The sequence below is a fragment of the Gordonia sp. N1V genome, assembly GCF_029269935.1.
GTDB lineage: Bacteria > Actinomycetota > Actinomycetes > Mycobacteriales > Mycobacteriaceae > Gordonia > Gordonia polyisoprenivorans.
This window is the reverse complement of sequence record NZ_JARJDD010000010.1, coordinates 40,589-56,045: the sequence shown is the minus strand read 5'-3', so window position 1 is coordinate 56,045 and position 15,457 is coordinate 40,589. Positions and strand designations below refer to the sequence as shown.

Here is a 15,457-nt window from a genome sequence, read left to right as displayed (position 1 = left end):
TCCGTGGCCGTACAACGGGTTCTTCGGAAGCCGTACAACGGACCGGCAGATGGGCTCCACAGGGGCCGCCGGAGGCGTCCACAGGGGCGGTGAATCGACTTTCGTGAGCATCTCAAGCCGCCTTTCCGGGGCGACTTCCCAGGTCACGGCGGTTTCGGGTTTGTCGGCTGTCGTAAGTGGACCTATGGAAATGTGGCATATACCGCATCTGTTAACCCCGCCACCTAGCGGACGTTCGGTGACCGTATCCTTGGGATAAGCCGCCGTACCCCGGTCACCATCGATGGTGACCAACTCCGAGGAGGAGATATGACCTCAGCAACCATTCCCGGATTGGATCCCGACAGCGCCCCGACCACACATGCGGGTTTGCTGGCATGGGTTGCCGAAGTCGCCGAGTTGACCCAGCCCGACCGGGTGGTGTGGTCCGACGGCAGCGACGAGGAGTGGGAGCGGCTGACCGCAGATCTGGTCGAGGCCGGGACGCTGGTCAAACTCAACGAGGAGCGCAAGCCCAACTCGTATCTCGCCAAGTCGGACCCCGCCGACGTAGCGCGCGTCGAGTCCCGGACCTTCATCTGCGCCAAGACCGCCGAAGAGGCGGGCCCCACCAACAACTGGGTCGATCCCGACGAGATGCGCGCAACGATGACCGAGCTGTACCGGGGCAGCATGCGCGGCCGCACCATGTTCGTGATCCCCTTCTGCATGGGGCCCCTCGGCTCCGACGACCCGAAGCTCGGTGTCGAGCTGACCGACTCCGAGTACGTCGTGCTGTCGATGCGCATCATGACCCGCGTCGGCCCGAAGGTTCTCGAGGCGCTGGGCGACGACGGCTTCTTCGTCAAGGGTCTGCACTCGGTGGGTGCCCCGCTCGAGCCCGGTCAGGCCGACGTGCCCTGGCCATGCAACCCCGAGAAGTACATCACCCACTTCCCCGAGGATCGTGAGATCTGGTCCTACGGTTCGGGTTACGGCGGTAACGCGTTGCTGGGCAAGAAGTGCTACGCGCTGCGTATCGCGTCGGTCATCGCCCGCGACGAGGGCTGGATGGCCGAGCACATGCTGATCCTGAAGCTGACCAGCCCGGAGAGCAAGGTGTATTTCGTCGCCGCGGCCTTCCCGAGCGCGTGCGGCAAGACCAACCTCGCGATGATCCAGCCCACCATCCCCGGATGGAAGGCCGAGACCGTCGGCGACGACATCGCATGGATGCGCTTCGGTGACGACGGCCGTCTCTACGCGATCAACCCCGAATTCGGGTTCTTCGGGGTCGCCCCCGGCACCAGCGAGGACTCCAACCCGAACGCGATGAAGACCATCGAGGCCGGTAACACGCTCTACACCAACGTCGCACTGACCGACGACGGTGACATCTGGTGGGAGGGCATCGGCGGCGAGACCCCTGCGCACCTGACCGACTGGCTCGGCAACGACTGGACGCCCGCGTCCGATCACAAGGCCGCACACCCGAATTCGCGATACTGCACCCCGATTTCACAGTGCCCGTCGTTGGCGCAGGAGTGGGACGATCCGCAGGGTGTGCCGATCTCGGCGATCCTGTTCGGTGGTCGTCGCAAGACCACGGTGCCGCTGGTGACCGAGGCCCGCGACTGGCAGAACGGCGTGTTCATGGGCGCCACCGTCGGTTCCGAGCAGACCGCCGCCGCCGAGGGCAAGGTCGGCACCGTCCGTCGCGACCCGATGGCGATGCTCCCGTTCATGGGCTACCACGTGGGCGACTACTTCGCGCACTGGATCAACCTCGGCAAGAACGCCGATGCGTCGAAGCTCCCGAAGGTCTTCTACGTCAACTGGTTCCGTCGTGGTGACGACGGTCGCTTCCTGTGGCCGGGCTTCGGCGAGAACAGCCGCGTGCTCAAGTGGATCATCGGGCGCATCGAAGGTGAGAACGAGGGCGTCAACACCCCGATCGGCATCGTCGCCAAGCCCGACGAGATCGACGTCGAGGGCCTCGATCTGCCTGCCGAAGACCTCGCTGCCGCACTCGATTTCGACCCCGAGGAATGGCGCCGCGAGTTGCCGCTCATCGAGGAGCTGTTCGACTTCGTCGGCGAGAAGCTGCCGACGAGCCTGTCCGATGAGCTCGACCAGCTCAAACAGCGCCTCGCGTGAAAGCCTCGATCATCCGTTGAGATGACACGGGACTCCTGAGGTATCGTTGCCCCCTATGAGACTTCGCTCGTGGGGGGCAGCGTTCGTTTCGGCGCTCGCCGTCACGCTGACCATCGGACCCGGCGTGGCGACGGCGGTGCCCGGTTCGCCGGTTCCCGACCAATCCATGGTCACCTCGCGATATGTCGACACCGAGATAGTGCCCGGCATACCGTCTTTCGGCGCTATTTCGGGAATCGACCAGACCGCCAACGGCGACTACGCGATGATCTCGACCGATGTCGGGCGTGCCGGTCCCGCCCGGTTCTACACCACCCACATCGACTACTACCCATCGGTCGGCCAGCTCGGCGTCCCGCGCTTCACCGGCGGCGGCACTGTGCTCAGCCCGCTCAATCTGCCGCTGCTGCCCGGTGATGCACAGTTCGAGGGCATCCGGTCGGTCGGTGGCGGCTACGTCGTCGTGAGCGGCGGGGCGCATCAGTTCGTTCGCCAGATCGGCCCGTTCGGTACGTTCGTCCGAGATCTCCCGTTGCCTGCTGCGTGGCGCCCGACCCGGACCGCAGGCGTCAACGGGCAGAACGGTCTCACCGGGGTGGCCGTCGGGCCGCGCGGACAGATCAGCGTGATCACCGCCGGCGGGCTGCGCCAGGACCCCGGTAACGCGGCCCGGCTGCTGACCTTCGGATCGGGTCGCGGGCAGAGCGAGTACGTCTACCGCACCGACCCGGGCAAGGTCGCCGCCGACGTCATCGCCGTCAACAACACCGATTTCCTGGTCCTCGAACGCGGTCGCGGACGCGTGACGAGCATCTACTGGGCCACCACCCGCGGCGCCGACGCGGTGACCGGCAAGGCCAAGCTCTCCGGCTCCGAGAAGGCGATGCCCAAAACCGAGGTCTTCTCGGCCAACCCGCTGCCGCAGCTGGTGACCGGCAACATGTCCGGAATGGCATGGGGCAATTGGCTTCCCGACGTCCGCGGACAGAACTATCGGGCGCGGATGCTCTACGTCGTCACCAACAACATGTTCGCCGGCCTTACCCGGGTGCACGCGATCGAGGTGCGCTTCCCGCGTCGCTGACCTAGTCGGCGGATACGGGCGGCGCCCGCTACCGGGGTGAGTTCAGGGACAACCCCGATGGCCATTCGGGCGCCGACCTGGCACCGTGGTGGCCATGACATCAGCGCACGCAGAGATGACGCAGCCGAGCGGCACGGCCGCCGCGGCCGGATCCGAGGGTCTGACCAAGGTCTACGGGTCAGGTGACACCGCCGTCCACGCGCTGCGAGGCGTGACGATCGAATTCGCGGCCGGACAGTTCACCGCGATCATGGGTCCGTCGGGGTCGGGGAAATCGACCCTGATGCACTGTCTCGCCGGCCTCGATGACGCCACCGGGGGTCGCGCCTACATCGGTGACGTCGCCCTCACCGGGCTCTCCGACAAGGAGATGACCAAGCTCCGACGCGACCGCATCGGATTCGTGTTCCAGTCGTTCAATCTGGTGCCCACCCTCACCGCGGCCGAGAACATCACCCTGCCCCTCGACATCGCCGGCCGGCCGGTGGACAAGGAATGGTTCGACACCGTCATCGGTCGCCTCGGCATCGGGGATCGGCTCGATCACCTGCCGACCGAGCTGTCCGGTGGCCAACAGCAGCGTGTTGCGTGTGCCCGCGCACTGGTGGGCAAGCCCGAGATCATCTTCGGTGACGAGCCGACCGGCAACCTCGATTCCCGCTCCTCCGGAGAGGTTCTCGCGATCCTGCGCGCGGCCACCGACGAGTTCGGGCAGACCGTCGTCATCGTCACCCACGATCCGCGCGCCGCGTCCTACGCCGACCGTGTGGTCTTTCTCGCCGACGGCAACATCGTGCGGGAGCTGACCCGACCGACTGCCGACGACGTCTTCGAGGTGATGCGCCACCTCGATGACAAGCCGGGGGATGACAAGCCCGGGGACGACAAGCCGGGGGACGACGAGACGGGGGATGCGACACCGGTCGACGGGCTCACCGGCACTACGGATTCCGGTGCAGCTGCTGCTGGGCAGACCACCGCCCCGGTCGACCCGACCGACGGAACGCCCCGTGGGCGCCACGAGGCACGCTGACTCATGGCCGCATCATCGGTGATGCGCAAGGTCTCGCTGCGAAACCTGCGTGCGCACAAGCTCCGATTGTTCCTGACCGTCTTCTCGATCGTCCTCGGCACCTCGTTCGTCGCCGGTTCGATCGTGTTCACCTCCACCATCTCCCACGCGTTCAACTCGATCTTCGAAGGTGCGGCGCAAGGCGTGGCCGTCGAGATCACGCCGCAACGATCGACCTCCGACGGGGTGCCCGACAGCGTCGTCGACCAACTCCGGGAGCGTAAGCAGGAGTTGGGGATCGACAAGATCGTCACCAACCAGCAGGGGCCGGTGACGATCGCCGGCGCCGACGGCAAGGCGCTGCAGACCGGTGGCGCCCCGAGTATCGCCACCGCCTACATCCCACCGGATCAGGCGATTTCCTCCGAGAGACTGCTGCCCGGTGGCCGGGCGCCCAATGGGCAGAACGAGATCGTCCTCAACTCCTCGGCCGCCGACAAGGGCGGCCTGAAGGTCGGATCGAAGACGAAACTCGTGATCGGACAAGGCAGTACGCAGCCGTTGGAGGTGACTGTCGTCGGCCTCGTCGACCTGCCCACCTCGACCGGCGGGTACGTCAACGTCCAGTTCGACCAGCAAACCGCGTCCGACATCTTCTCCGACGGTTCGCATGTCGCGGTGGTCGACATGTCTGCGGTGTCCGGGGTGTCCGCCGACGAACTCGCCAAGCGGGTGTCGGCTCTCGTCGACACCGATCAGTTCAAGGTCCGCACCGGCGACCAGGTGCGCGCGGACGAGAAGGCCCAGGTCAACCAGTTCCTGACCATCTTCACCGGAATCCTGTTGGCATTCGCGGCAATCGGGCTCATCGTCGGTACCTTCATCATCTACAACACCTTCTCGATGATCGTCGCGCAACGCAATCGTGAGCTCGCCCTGCTGCGCGCCATCGGTGCCAGCCGGCGTCAGGTGTCGCGTTCGGTGCTCTTCGAGGCGTTCGTGGTCGGCGTCATCGGCGGGCTGGTCGGGCTCGGTGTCGGTGTCGGGTTGGCCGCGGTGTTGAAGGCGGTGGTCGGCTCCGCCTCGGGTCTGCCGAGTGGCTCCCTGCAGGTCGGTGTGTGGGCGGTGCTCGCCGCGCTGTTCGTCGGCATCGTCGTCACGATGGTCAGCGCCTGGGTACCCGCGGTCCGGGCCGCACGGGTGTCCCCGGTGGAGGCGATGCGCGCCGGGGTCACCGAAGGTGCTGCGCCGCTGCGGAATCGGACGCTGGTCGGCGTCGTCTTCTTGCTGATCGCCATCGGTACGATCGCCTGGGGTGCGATGGGTGCAGGCCTGTTGCGCGCGGTGGTGGTCGGTATCGGCGCGGGTGCGGCGATCGTCGCGTCGGTGTTGGCCGGACCGGCATTGTCCAAACCCATCGTCGGTGGTCTCGGCCGGGTGATCGGCGCCCCGTTCGGCACGGTCGGACGGTTGGCCCGCACCAACGCGGTGCGCAATCCGCGGCGCAGCGCGGCAACCGCTTTCGCGCTGACCCTCGGTCTGATGCTGGTCGCCGTGATCGGCACGCTCGGAGCCTCGTTCAAGGGAACGGTGGATCAGGCTGTCGATGCGGGCATCCGAGCCGACTACATCGTTGCGGGCACCAACAATTCGCCGGTGCCCGAGTCGGTGGCCGGGGCGGTCACCAAGGTGCCGGGCATCTCCGACGCAGTGTCGTTCGGCATCGTGTCGGCGCGTATCGACGGTCAGGCGCGTACCGGGTTCGCCGCTCTCGGTGGCGATCTCAACGGTGTATCGGTACTGAACATGCTCGACGGCGCATCCGGCAAGCTGCCGGCCGACGGGATGTTCATCAGTGAACGCACCGCCAACGAGCGTGGCTGGAAACGCGGGCAGACCCTGACCTTCACCTCGGCGGACGGAACGCAAGTGCCGGTCACGATCGCCGGTGTGTACCAGGACAACGAGGCGCTGCAGCCGTGGATGGTCGGGTCGCAGGTGTATGAGAAGGTCATGCCGGAAACGAGCCGGATCACGTTCGGGCTGTTCGTCAAGGCGGCACCCGGTACCAACCTCGACACCCTGCGCACCGATCTCGAGAACGCGACGTCGGGGTATCTGACGGTACAGGTGGAGACCCGCGAGCAATACAAGAGCAGCATCTCCGAGCAGATCGATCAGATGCTCGCGACGTTGTACGCCATGCTCGGTCTCGCCCTGCTCATCGCGGTCCTCGGCATCATCAACACCCTCGCGCTGTCGGTGGTGGAGCGCAAACGCGAGATCGGCATGCTGCGCGCGATCGGAACCCTGCGCAGCCAGATCAGACGGACGATCTATCTGGAGTCGGTGCTGATCGCGATCTACGGGGCCGTCCTCGGCGTTGTCCTGGGTTCGGTGATCGGATGGGCTCTGGTGCGCACGCTCGCCCGGTGGGGGCTCGGTGATCCGGTGCTGCCGTGGAGCTTGATGGGCTGGACGCTGCTCGCCTCGGCCGTGGTCGGCGTGTTGGCCGCGTTGTGGCCCGCGGTGCGGGCTGCGAGGACGAAACCGCTCGAGGCGATCGCCGAAGGATGAGTTCTCCGGGTTGTCGGGGTCGGCGGCCCCGGTTTGGCACAATCGGCGCATGACTCAGCCACCGGAAGATCCGTGGGACCCGAATCGTCCGCCGCCGCACACGCGTGCGTTCGACCCTGATCAGAATCCGGCGGAGTACCCCGACTCGGGTTATCCCCAGACCGGGTATGGCCAGACGGGATATGACCAGTCGGGTTACCCGCAGGGGGCTTATACGCAGGGCTATGGTCAGGAGCCGGGCGGCCCGCCGCCCACCGGACCGTACGGTGAGCCGCCGTCCGGGGGCAGCGGAGGCGGCGGTCGGCGGACCCTGATCCTGGCGCTTGCGGTGATCGCGGCTCTGGTGTTGATCGTGGTCGTCGCAGTGCTCGTCGTCCGGAGCACTGGTGGTGGTGATTCGACGGCGTCGCCGACGACGACGAGTACGGTGTCGGCGACGTCCTCGACCACCACACCCACAACCACGACCACCACCGAGACGACAACGGAGGAGACGACCACCGCGCGGGTCCCCGCGGGAGCTGTGGTCTACCAATTGACCGGCAGCGGTGACGTTGCCGGAGTGCGCTACCGCAAGGGTTCGGAGTTCGTCATCGATCCGGTCACCGCCGCGCCGTGGTCGATGACGACGACGGTCACCGGCGGTTCGGCCGAACTCACCGCAATCGTCGTTCGCGGTCCGGTGACCTGCACCATCATGCACGGTCGCGAACAGCTGACCTCGACTACGAGCAACGGTGGCCTCCTCCGCTGCGTGGCGGATCTGCCGAACTGACCATCGCTTCAACTTGTTGTGCCGATGGGTATCCGGTCCGTGGTGGTGCGAATCCAGCACCGGCGCAGGTGGTGATGCCATCGATGGAGGCTTGCGCCTGCCCCATCCGATGGTCGAGGTGCCGAGGAGCGCCAGCGACGAGCCTCGAGACCCCCTGTGCCGAAAGGCTTCCGGGCCACGGGCACGACACCTCGACCATCGGGTGGGAACTATCTCTATGGAGTTCTCAAACAACAGATGCGGTCCCGGCCGGGCCGGGTGCAGGGAATTAGGTTGTGGGGCAGCGTGGGTCAGGCTGCGGTGTCGTCGAGTCGCATGGTGCGTCGGTGATAGGACGGCACGGGTCGTCGTTTCGGATCCACGCTGGCGGGTGGGATCAGCCAGGGGTGTCGGTCGAAGCCCATGATGATGTCCCAGCCGTGGTGGTGCACATCGTCATGACAGCTGGTGCAGAGTAGGCAGCCGTTGTCGAGGTCGGTGGGACCACTCTTGCTCCAGTGGACGAGGTGGTGTCCTTGGCAGCGTCCGGCGTGTGCTCCGCATTTGATGCACCCGCGATCGCGGACGAGTAGTGCTTTGCGTTGTCCTGGGGTGAACAGCCGTTCTTTGAGTCCGACATCGAGGGGTACGCCGTCGGTGTTGAGGATGATCTTGGTGATGGTGGTATCGCACGACAACATTTTCGCGGTGCCTTCGGTGATGGCACCCATATTCTGCAAATCCCCACCGAGCGCGGGGTTGTCCGCCGACCAGGTCCACAACAGTCCGTTGGTCGGTTTCGCCGAGAAGGTGGTGTCCGCCAATCCTTGTGCCGCCAACTCCACGATCGTCTCGAACGCGGCAGCACAGATCTGTTCGGGTGTCCGCGGATCGGGGGATCCGTCGTGTTGCGGCTTGGGCGCCGACAAGGTTTCCATCAGAGTTCTGGTCTTCTCCCCGGCGACGATGTCGAGGTTCGCTGAGATTTCCAACCGGCCGTCGTCGGTGATGCGGTCGGTGTAGGAGTTGATCGACTTGTCCTCCGCGGCCGGTAACCCGCCAGGCGTTTCGGCCGCCAACTCGTTCCCCAACTGCCTTGCGTAGAGGTTGATCTCGGCGGGAGTGAAACCGGCAAATAGTGCGACAAGAGTTTCCGCAGGTATTCACAGCGCTGCGCGGTGTCCAAAGGTTCGGGGCAACGCGTGTCGATGTGCGCCAGTCCGCGGACGATGGCATCGGTGTGTTCGGAGGAGATGGACCCGTCCGCGGCATGCGCGAGCAGCAGATCCACATCGGTGGTGGCGGCGATCCGCACGTATCGACTTGCGACGGCGGGTGCGCAACCCATGCTGATCAACAACTCCCGGAGCCGGGTGGTCTTATGATCGGCGACGCCCAAGCGATCCATCTCGCCGGTGAGGGTGGTGGCGTGGTGATCAACCAGATTCCGCAACAACAGGACTTGCTTCATCGCGCCGAAAGCCTGGGGCCCGGTCATCTCCGGATCCCATTGCAGGTCGCTGAGTTGGCTGACGATCGCGGCGAAAACCGCTTCGGCGTCAAGAGCTTCGGTGGTGTCGACCATGGGCCCCTCCCCGGTGGCTGATCGGTGCGATGACTCCAGTGTACATCGCCAGGGTGTTCGACGCAAGGGGTGTTCGGTCAATTCTGCTTGTGGACAACGTGTTTCGGCGCCGATTTTCTGTCGGTGGGGTGTAGTACGGGGGTTGGGTTTCGTTTGTCTTGCTTTCGATGTGGTTGGGAGGCTGGTCATATCACCAGGGTCTCGAGGCTCGCCGCACGCGGCTCGCACCTCGACCATCGGGGGATGGCCTTGACCATCGGGGAGTCGAGTAGTGCTAGTTCTTGCGCAGTACCACAACGAGATTGGTGGCGAGGATCTCGCGGAGTACCGGTACGCGCAGCACCCACCAGGACAGTGCCGGGAGGTAGCGGGGGAAGGCGGCGATGACCGTCGTGGCGTCCAATCGCCTGCGGGCCCAACGCAGTCCGGCCGCGGCGGTGACCGCGAAAAGGGAAGTGCCGTAGAGGTTCTTGGGCGGATGTCCGTGTCGGCGGGTGTACCAGTGAGCGGCGCGGTGGCCGCCCGCGTAGTGGGTCAGGCCCATCTCGTGACCGCCGAAGGGGCCCCACCACAAGGTGTAGCTGACGATGACGAGCCCGCCGGGGCGGGTCACGCGGATCATCTCGTCGCACATCTGCCACGGCCGTGAGGTGTGCTCGACGACGTTGGACGACAGTGTCACGTCCATCGAGTCGTCGGCGAAGGGGAGTGCCTGGCCGGAGGCGCGCACGGTGCCGCGATGTTCGAGTCCGCCCGCGTGCATCTCCGTCGGATCGGGTTCGACCGCCAGGTAGTGGGCGCCACACGCGCCGAACGCGTCGGCGAAGTAGCCCGGGCCGCCGCCGACGTCGAGGATGACCGAATCGTCGAGGTCCGCGAACGCACCGACCATGGCCGCGGTGTCGCGGGCAAGGGCGCCGTAGAAGCGTGCGGGATCGGTCTGTTCGTACCGAAAGTCCGACAAGAGTCCGACCGCGCGACGGAGCGTTGCGAGTCGGCGCATCTTCGCGGTCGGTGCGGGCACAGGCGGGATGCTACCGCTACGCCGACCTCGCGGTCGGTACCCTGGTGAGACGATGACACCTCCCACCCATGTGCTGCTCCTGTGCTGGCGAGATACCGGCCACCCGCAAGGCGGTGGCAGCGAGACCTATCTCGAGCGGGTGGGCGCGGAATTGGCGCGACGAGGTGTCGAGGTGACCTATCTGACCGCGGCGTACCCCGGTGCTCCCGACGACGAGCGTCGCGACGGCATCCGATTCGTACGCGCCGGTGGCCGGATCTCGGTGTATCCCCGAGCGCTCGGTCTCCTGCTGGCCGCCCGGATGGGTCGCGGGCGGCTGGCCGGCCGCGTTCCCGATGTGGTCGTCGACACCCAGAACGGCGTGCCCTTCTTCGCCGCGCTGACCCGCATCGCACCGACGGTCGTGCTGGTCCATCACTGCCACCGCGAACAGTGGCCGGTCGCCGGCCGGGCGCTCGGGCGGCTCGGTTGGTTCATCGAGTCCCGACTGTCGCCGTGGGTACACCGGCGCAGCCGCTATGTGACGGTGTCCGCGCCCTCGCGGCGTGAACTGGTCGGCCTCGGTGTGGACGAAGCCCGCATCGACGTGATCCGCAATGGCCTCGATCCCGTTCCGGCCGACGTGAAAGCGCCGGGCGCAAGCACATCGACGCCACGCCTGTGCGTGTTGTCCCGGCTGGTTCCGCACAAGCAGGTCGAGCATGCGCTGACCGTGATCGCCGATCTCCGCCGGGCCGGAGTCGACGCGGCGCTCGACGTCATCGGCGACGGCTGGTGGTCCGACGAATTACGCAGCACTGCAGAGACTCTCGGCGTGAGTGAAGCGGTCACGTTCCACGGTCACGTGGGCGAGGTGCGAAAACACGAGATCCTCGCGCAGGCGCGTGTCCACCTCATGCCGTCGCGCAAGGAAGGGTGGGGGCTTGCCGTGATGGAAGCCGCACAACACGGCGTGCCCACGATCGGGTATCGGAGTTCGGCCGGGTTGGCCGAATCCATCGACGATGGGCGGACCGGTCTGCTGGTCGATGGGATCGACGAATTCCTCAGCGCCACTCGAAAACTCGTCGACAACCCGGACGAGGCGCGTCGGCTCGGCCGCGCGGCGCAGTGCAAGTCCCAGCGCTACTCGTGGTCGACGACGTGCGACGAGATGCTCCGCGTCCTGCGCGACGCCTGTCGCTGAACGACTTTCACCAACCTAGCGGTGCCCGCGGCGAGAGCGCCGATGACCATCAGCAACGCCCAGATCACGTGGGCCGCCCACGCCCAGCCCCGCGACATCGAGGATGCCTGCGGCGTCACCGCTCCACCGATATCGAACAGCATCAGATCGGGTCCCGCGACCACCGGCGTCAGATCGGCGAGCTCCGCCGGGACGGAGGTTTCGGGGCCGCGCTCGACGAGTACCCAGCCGACGCCGAGATCGGACAGCGCGCGCGGATTGCCTCCGCTACGAAGGACGCGATTCACCTGTGCCGCCGTGTGATCGGCGTGATCGACCACGACGCCGTCGACCTGCAGTTCACCCGATTCGATGACCGGCGCGCGCACCATCCGGGCCGTCGGGTCCAGTGATGGTCCGTCGGCGAAGGAATACCGGCGCACCGTGCCCGGCGGCCACAACGCCACCGCCCCGCGGTCGGCGGGCACCATTGCGGCCGCCTTCCTCCAGTCGTCGGGGTAGTGCACCGGCGTGATCCGGCCACCGACCCCCCACGCCAGATCCGGCAACGGGGCGATCACCAGCAGAGCAATGGCCGCGAGGGCGAAACCCACAGGGACATAACGCCTCAGCGCCACCACAGCGGCTGCCGAAGCCAGTGCCACGAACGGCATCGCGAGGGCCAAGAACTTGTGGGTGTCGCGCACCAACCCCGCACCGGGAACAGCATCGATGACCGCCCCCAGCGCGGTCTGTCCCGGACCCGCGGCGGTCACCGCAACCACCACAACGACAGCGGCGGCCACGCCTGCCAGACCGCGTAACAATCCCGGCGCCGGCGACGCGGAACGACTGCGCCACAACCACACCGACCCGATGATGATCACCACCAGCAAGCACGCGGTGGCGATCGCGGCCCACCAGATCGTGCGGCTCGTCGGCACGGCATCGGAGTTCCAGATCCCACCCAATCCCAGAGCGGTGCCGAGCGGGCCCAACAACGGCTCCGACCGCAGCGAGAAGGCGCGCACCCCGGCCGGCCCGTCGGAGGCGATCGATCCACCACCGATCGCCGCGGACATTAGCCACGGCAACGCCGAACACACCCACAGCGCACCGAGTCCGGCGAGCACGCGCCACCGTCGGATACCGGCGCAGGACACCGCGGTCACCCCGGCGCTCACCAACGCCATCACCGACCCCGTCGGCGTCAACCCGGCCACCGCGAGCAGCCCACCCACCTGCGCCCACCCGACCCACCGCCCGCGTGCGCGACCCATGGCGACATCGGCGACGGCCACGATGATCCACCCGAGCGCGGCGTATCCGACGAGCAGACTCCAGTTTCCCTGCAGCAGGCGTTCGGCGACAAAGGGATTCCATACCGTGACCACGGCCGCGGCAACCGCTCCCGAGCGTCCGCCCCCGGGGACCAGCCGAAAGGCCAAGCGCCCGAACCCTACCGCCGCGAACAGGATTGCGGCGGCGAGGGCCCCCAGAACCACCACGCCGCCGCCGACGACCGAGCCGGCCACCGCCACGAACCAATCCTGGGGAACCGCACGGGGTGCGAGCGGACCGATCCCGAGCGCGGCATCGGTGACGAAGGACCGCGGCGTCGACACCGCGTCCCGGTAGAGCAGATACCCGCCGCCGAACAGGGGCCCGACGATCACCGCCGACAGCACCGCACCGACCCCGTAGAGGATCGGTAGCAGCCGCGGGTTGGTCACGGGCGCAACGTCTTCCCTCGCCCGCGGCTCAGTAGTGGTAGGTGTCGGAGGGAGCCGACGCGTGTCCGGGATCGACGTCGTAGTCCGATTCGGTGACGGCGTAGGCGCGCGCGAGATCGAGGATCTTGGTGGCGCGGGCGATGCGCGGCAGATCCGAACCGTTGCGGATCTCGCCGCCGTCTCGCTCGAAATCGGCGAAGAACTCACGCGCCCAACTGATGTCATCGGGCGACGGCGACAACCCCTCGTTGACCGGGGCACACTGGTCGGGGGTCAGGCAGATCTTGCCGGTCATACCGAACTCCACACTCACCGCGGTCGCCTCCGACAACTTCAGCGCCCCCGACCCCACCGTCGGGCCGTCGATGGCGCTGGGCAGGTGGGCGGCCTTGGCGGCGATGGTGAATCGCGAACGCGCGTAGGCCAGGGTGGCCGGGTTGTCGCCGAAGCCGGTGTCCCGACGAAAATCGCCGATGCCGAATGCGAGACGGAAAGTGCCTTTCGCCGTGGCGATCTCGCTGATCCGCTCCAGTCCGCGGGCGGTCTCCACCAGCGCGACGATCGGCACGTCGGGCAGACGCTTCGCGGTCTCGGTGACGTGGTCGACCGACTCCACCATCGCCAGCATCACCCCGCCGACCGACGTCGTGGCCAGCGCGTCGAGATCGTCGGCCCACCACGGAGTGCCGAAACCGTTGACGCGCACCCAGTCTCCCGGTCCGCCCGGATGGTCGTCGGACTCGGTGGCCAGCCACCGCAGCACGTTCTCGCGGGCGGCGACCTTGTCCTTGGGTGCGACGGCGTCCTCGATGTCGAGAACGACGATGTCGGCGCGCGAACGGGCGGCCGGGGCGAACCGCTCGTACTGAGCACCGTTGACGAGCAGCCAGCTGCGCGCGAGTACCGGGTCGATCCGCGAACCGATGTCGCTCGTGTCGGGGTCGACGGTGGTGTTCTGCTGGTCGTACATCCTGGCCTTCTCGAGTGGTGATCGACGATGAATCCGTTCCATCGTTTCACACCCTGCCCTGGTGTTCGCCGGCGCCGACGACCCCGCAGACCGACGACCCTGCAGCGCGAACACTCGGCACGAGCCGGTGCGGCACACTTGGTCGCATGGCGACAGCGATCCGGATGCGCGGCATGGTGGGCGCGCTGGGATCGGTGGCCGCCGGGTCGATGGCGGCGAATCTCGCGGCATATGTCGTCTATGTCGGGGCCGGGCGGTGGCTCGCGCCCGGTGATTACGGGCAGTTCGCGCGGCTGCTGTCGGCGATGCTCATCCTCGGTGTCCCTGCTTTGGCGTTGCAGTCGGTGATCGCCCGCGAGGTCGTCCGCGGACGCGGCTCCGGGCTCGGCCGGGTCACCGCGACGACGGTTGCGGCCGTGGTCGTGCTCGCGCTCGTTGCCGTCCCGGTGGTTGTCGCGGTGGCCCGGACCGGTGCGCCCGCCACTTCTGCTGCCCTCGCCGCTGCGCCGCTGCTCGTGGTGATCGCCGCCGGTCAGGGCGTCCTTCAGGGGCTCGGTGAGTTCCGCGCGCTGGCGTGGGTACTCGGGGCGGTCGGCATCGCGCGGTCGGTGCCGATGCTGGTGGCGTTCGCGCTCGGCGCGGGCCCGACGTGGGGGCTCGCCGTCGGCACCCTCGGCACGGCCGTCGCCGCGGCCGTCGTGTGGTCTGCGGTCGGGGTGGTGCGCCGCGCCGATGCCGGCCGCACCCGGCGACTCCCCGGAGCAAGCGGAGCCAACCCGGACACCACCGCCGGGGGGAGTGCCGCGGGGGTGCTGCGCGCCTCGCAAGTGCAGTTGGTGTTGATCGTGGCGGTCTCGATCGACCTGCTGCTGTCGGGAACCGTGCTGCACGCCGACGACGCCGGGGTGTACGCCCTCGGCGCGGTCGCGACCAAGGCCGCCTTCTGGCTGCCGCAGGCCATCGGCGTCGTCTTCTATCCGCGGCTCGCCGATCCGGCGCGCTCGCGGACCGCCCTGCGTCAGGCGGTGACGGTGGTCGCGTCGATCGGGGCGATCCTCACGGTGGCAGCGGCCGCGCTCGGGCCGCTGGTGCCGCTCGTCGTCGGCGACGCCTACCGCCCGCTGGTGGGACTGCTGTGGTTGTTCGCCTACACCGGCTCGGCGATGGCCGTGCTGCAGGTCCTGCTGTTGTCGGCAATCGCGGCCGATCGCACCCGCGCCTCCGCGGTGACCTGGCTGGTCGTCGGGATCGAGGTGATCGTGATCGTCTGCGTCGTCGATTCCGTCGTTGCGCTCGCGGTCACGGCCGCCGTGGCCGTGACCGCGGCCGCCGTGGCGACCGGCATCGACTGCATGCGGGCAATGAGCCGCACGCCCATGCAAGCGGACGAGGTGCGCCGGCCGGCGTGACGATCGTT

10 protein-coding genes and 1 pseudogene are annotated in these 15,457 nt (G+C 67.4%); 7 read left to right on the top strand and 4 right to left on the bottom strand.

Annotated elements, in window-relative coordinates; all coding sequences use genetic code 11:
* Positions 1-309: 309 nt before the first annotated feature.
* The 5 genes from P3L18_RS14490 to P3L18_RS14470 all read left to right on the top strand — a co-directional run bounded on the left by P3L18_RS14490 (position 310) and on the right by P3L18_RS14470 (position 7,584).
* Positions 310-2,136, top strand: a complete 1,827-nt coding sequence (locus P3L18_RS14490) for a phosphoenolpyruvate carboxykinase (GTP) (protein WP_276114444.1) — start codon at positions 310-312, stop codon at positions 2,134-2,136.
* Between the two features lie 55 nt (positions 2,137-2,191).
* A complete protein-coding gene (locus P3L18_RS14485) occupies positions 2,192-3,220 on the top strand; it encodes an esterase-like activity of phytase family protein (protein WP_276114443.1) in 1,029 nt (342 codons plus the stop codon).
* A gap of 94 nt (positions 3,221-3,314) precedes the next feature.
* Positions 3,315-4,253, top strand: a complete 939-nt coding sequence (locus P3L18_RS14480) for an ABC transporter ATP-binding protein (RefSeq protein WP_276114442.1) — start codon at positions 3,315-3,317, stop codon at positions 4,251-4,253.
* Between the two features lie 3 nt (positions 4,254-4,256).
* A complete protein-coding gene (locus P3L18_RS14475) occupies positions 4,257-6,809 on the top strand; it encodes an ABC transporter permease (RefSeq protein WP_276114441.1) in 2,553 nt (850 codons plus the stop codon).
* A gap of 49 nt (positions 6,810-6,858) precedes the next feature.
* Positions 6,859-7,584: a hypothetical protein gene (locus tag P3L18_RS14470; protein WP_276114440.1), complete on the top strand. Its 726-nt coding sequence runs from the start codon at positions 6,859-6,861 to the stop codon at positions 7,582-7,584.
* 290 nt (positions 7,585-7,874) lie between these two features.
* On the opposite strand, the pseudogene P3L18_RS14465 reads toward P3L18_RS14470, so the two are convergent.
* A pseudogene (locus tag P3L18_RS14465) lies at positions 7,875-9,148 on the bottom strand (DUF222 domain-containing protein).
* Between the two features lie 274 nt (positions 9,149-9,422).
* On the bottom strand, positions 9,423-10,151 hold the full coding sequence (locus P3L18_RS14460) for a class I SAM-dependent methyltransferase (protein ID WP_276114518.1): 729 nt from the start codon (positions 10,149-10,151) through the stop codon (positions 9,423-9,425).
* A gap of 73 nt (positions 10,152-10,224) precedes the next feature.
* Here P3L18_RS14460 and P3L18_RS14455 point away from each other — a divergent pair, with 73 nt between their 5' ends.
* Entirely contained in the window at positions 10,225-11,358 is a 1,134-nt protein-coding gene (locus P3L18_RS14455) for a glycosyltransferase family 4 protein (protein ID WP_276114439.1), read from the top strand.
* Here the strand turns inward: P3L18_RS14455 and P3L18_RS14450 are convergent.
* Positions 11,298-13,070, bottom strand: coding sequence for a hypothetical protein (locus P3L18_RS14450; protein ID WP_276114438.1), 1,773 nt, complete (start codon positions 13,068-13,070; stop codon positions 11,298-11,300). The genes P3L18_RS14455 and P3L18_RS14450 overlap by 61 nt on opposite strands.
* A gap of 28 nt (positions 13,071-13,098) precedes the next feature.
* Positions 13,099-14,040 (bottom strand): CoA ester lyase, encoded by a 942-nt coding sequence (locus P3L18_RS14445; RefSeq protein WP_276114517.1) that lies wholly within the window; start codon positions 14,038-14,040, stop codon positions 13,099-13,101.
* A 146-nt stretch (positions 14,041-14,186) separates the two neighbouring features.
* Between P3L18_RS14445 and P3L18_RS14440 the strand changes: the two genes are divergently transcribed.
* Complete coding sequence (locus P3L18_RS14440) at positions 14,187-15,449, top strand: polysaccharide biosynthesis protein (protein ID WP_276114437.1); 1,263 nt, start codon at positions 14,187-14,189, stop codon at positions 15,447-15,449.
* The last annotated feature ends 8 nt before the right edge of the window (positions 15,450-15,457 follow it).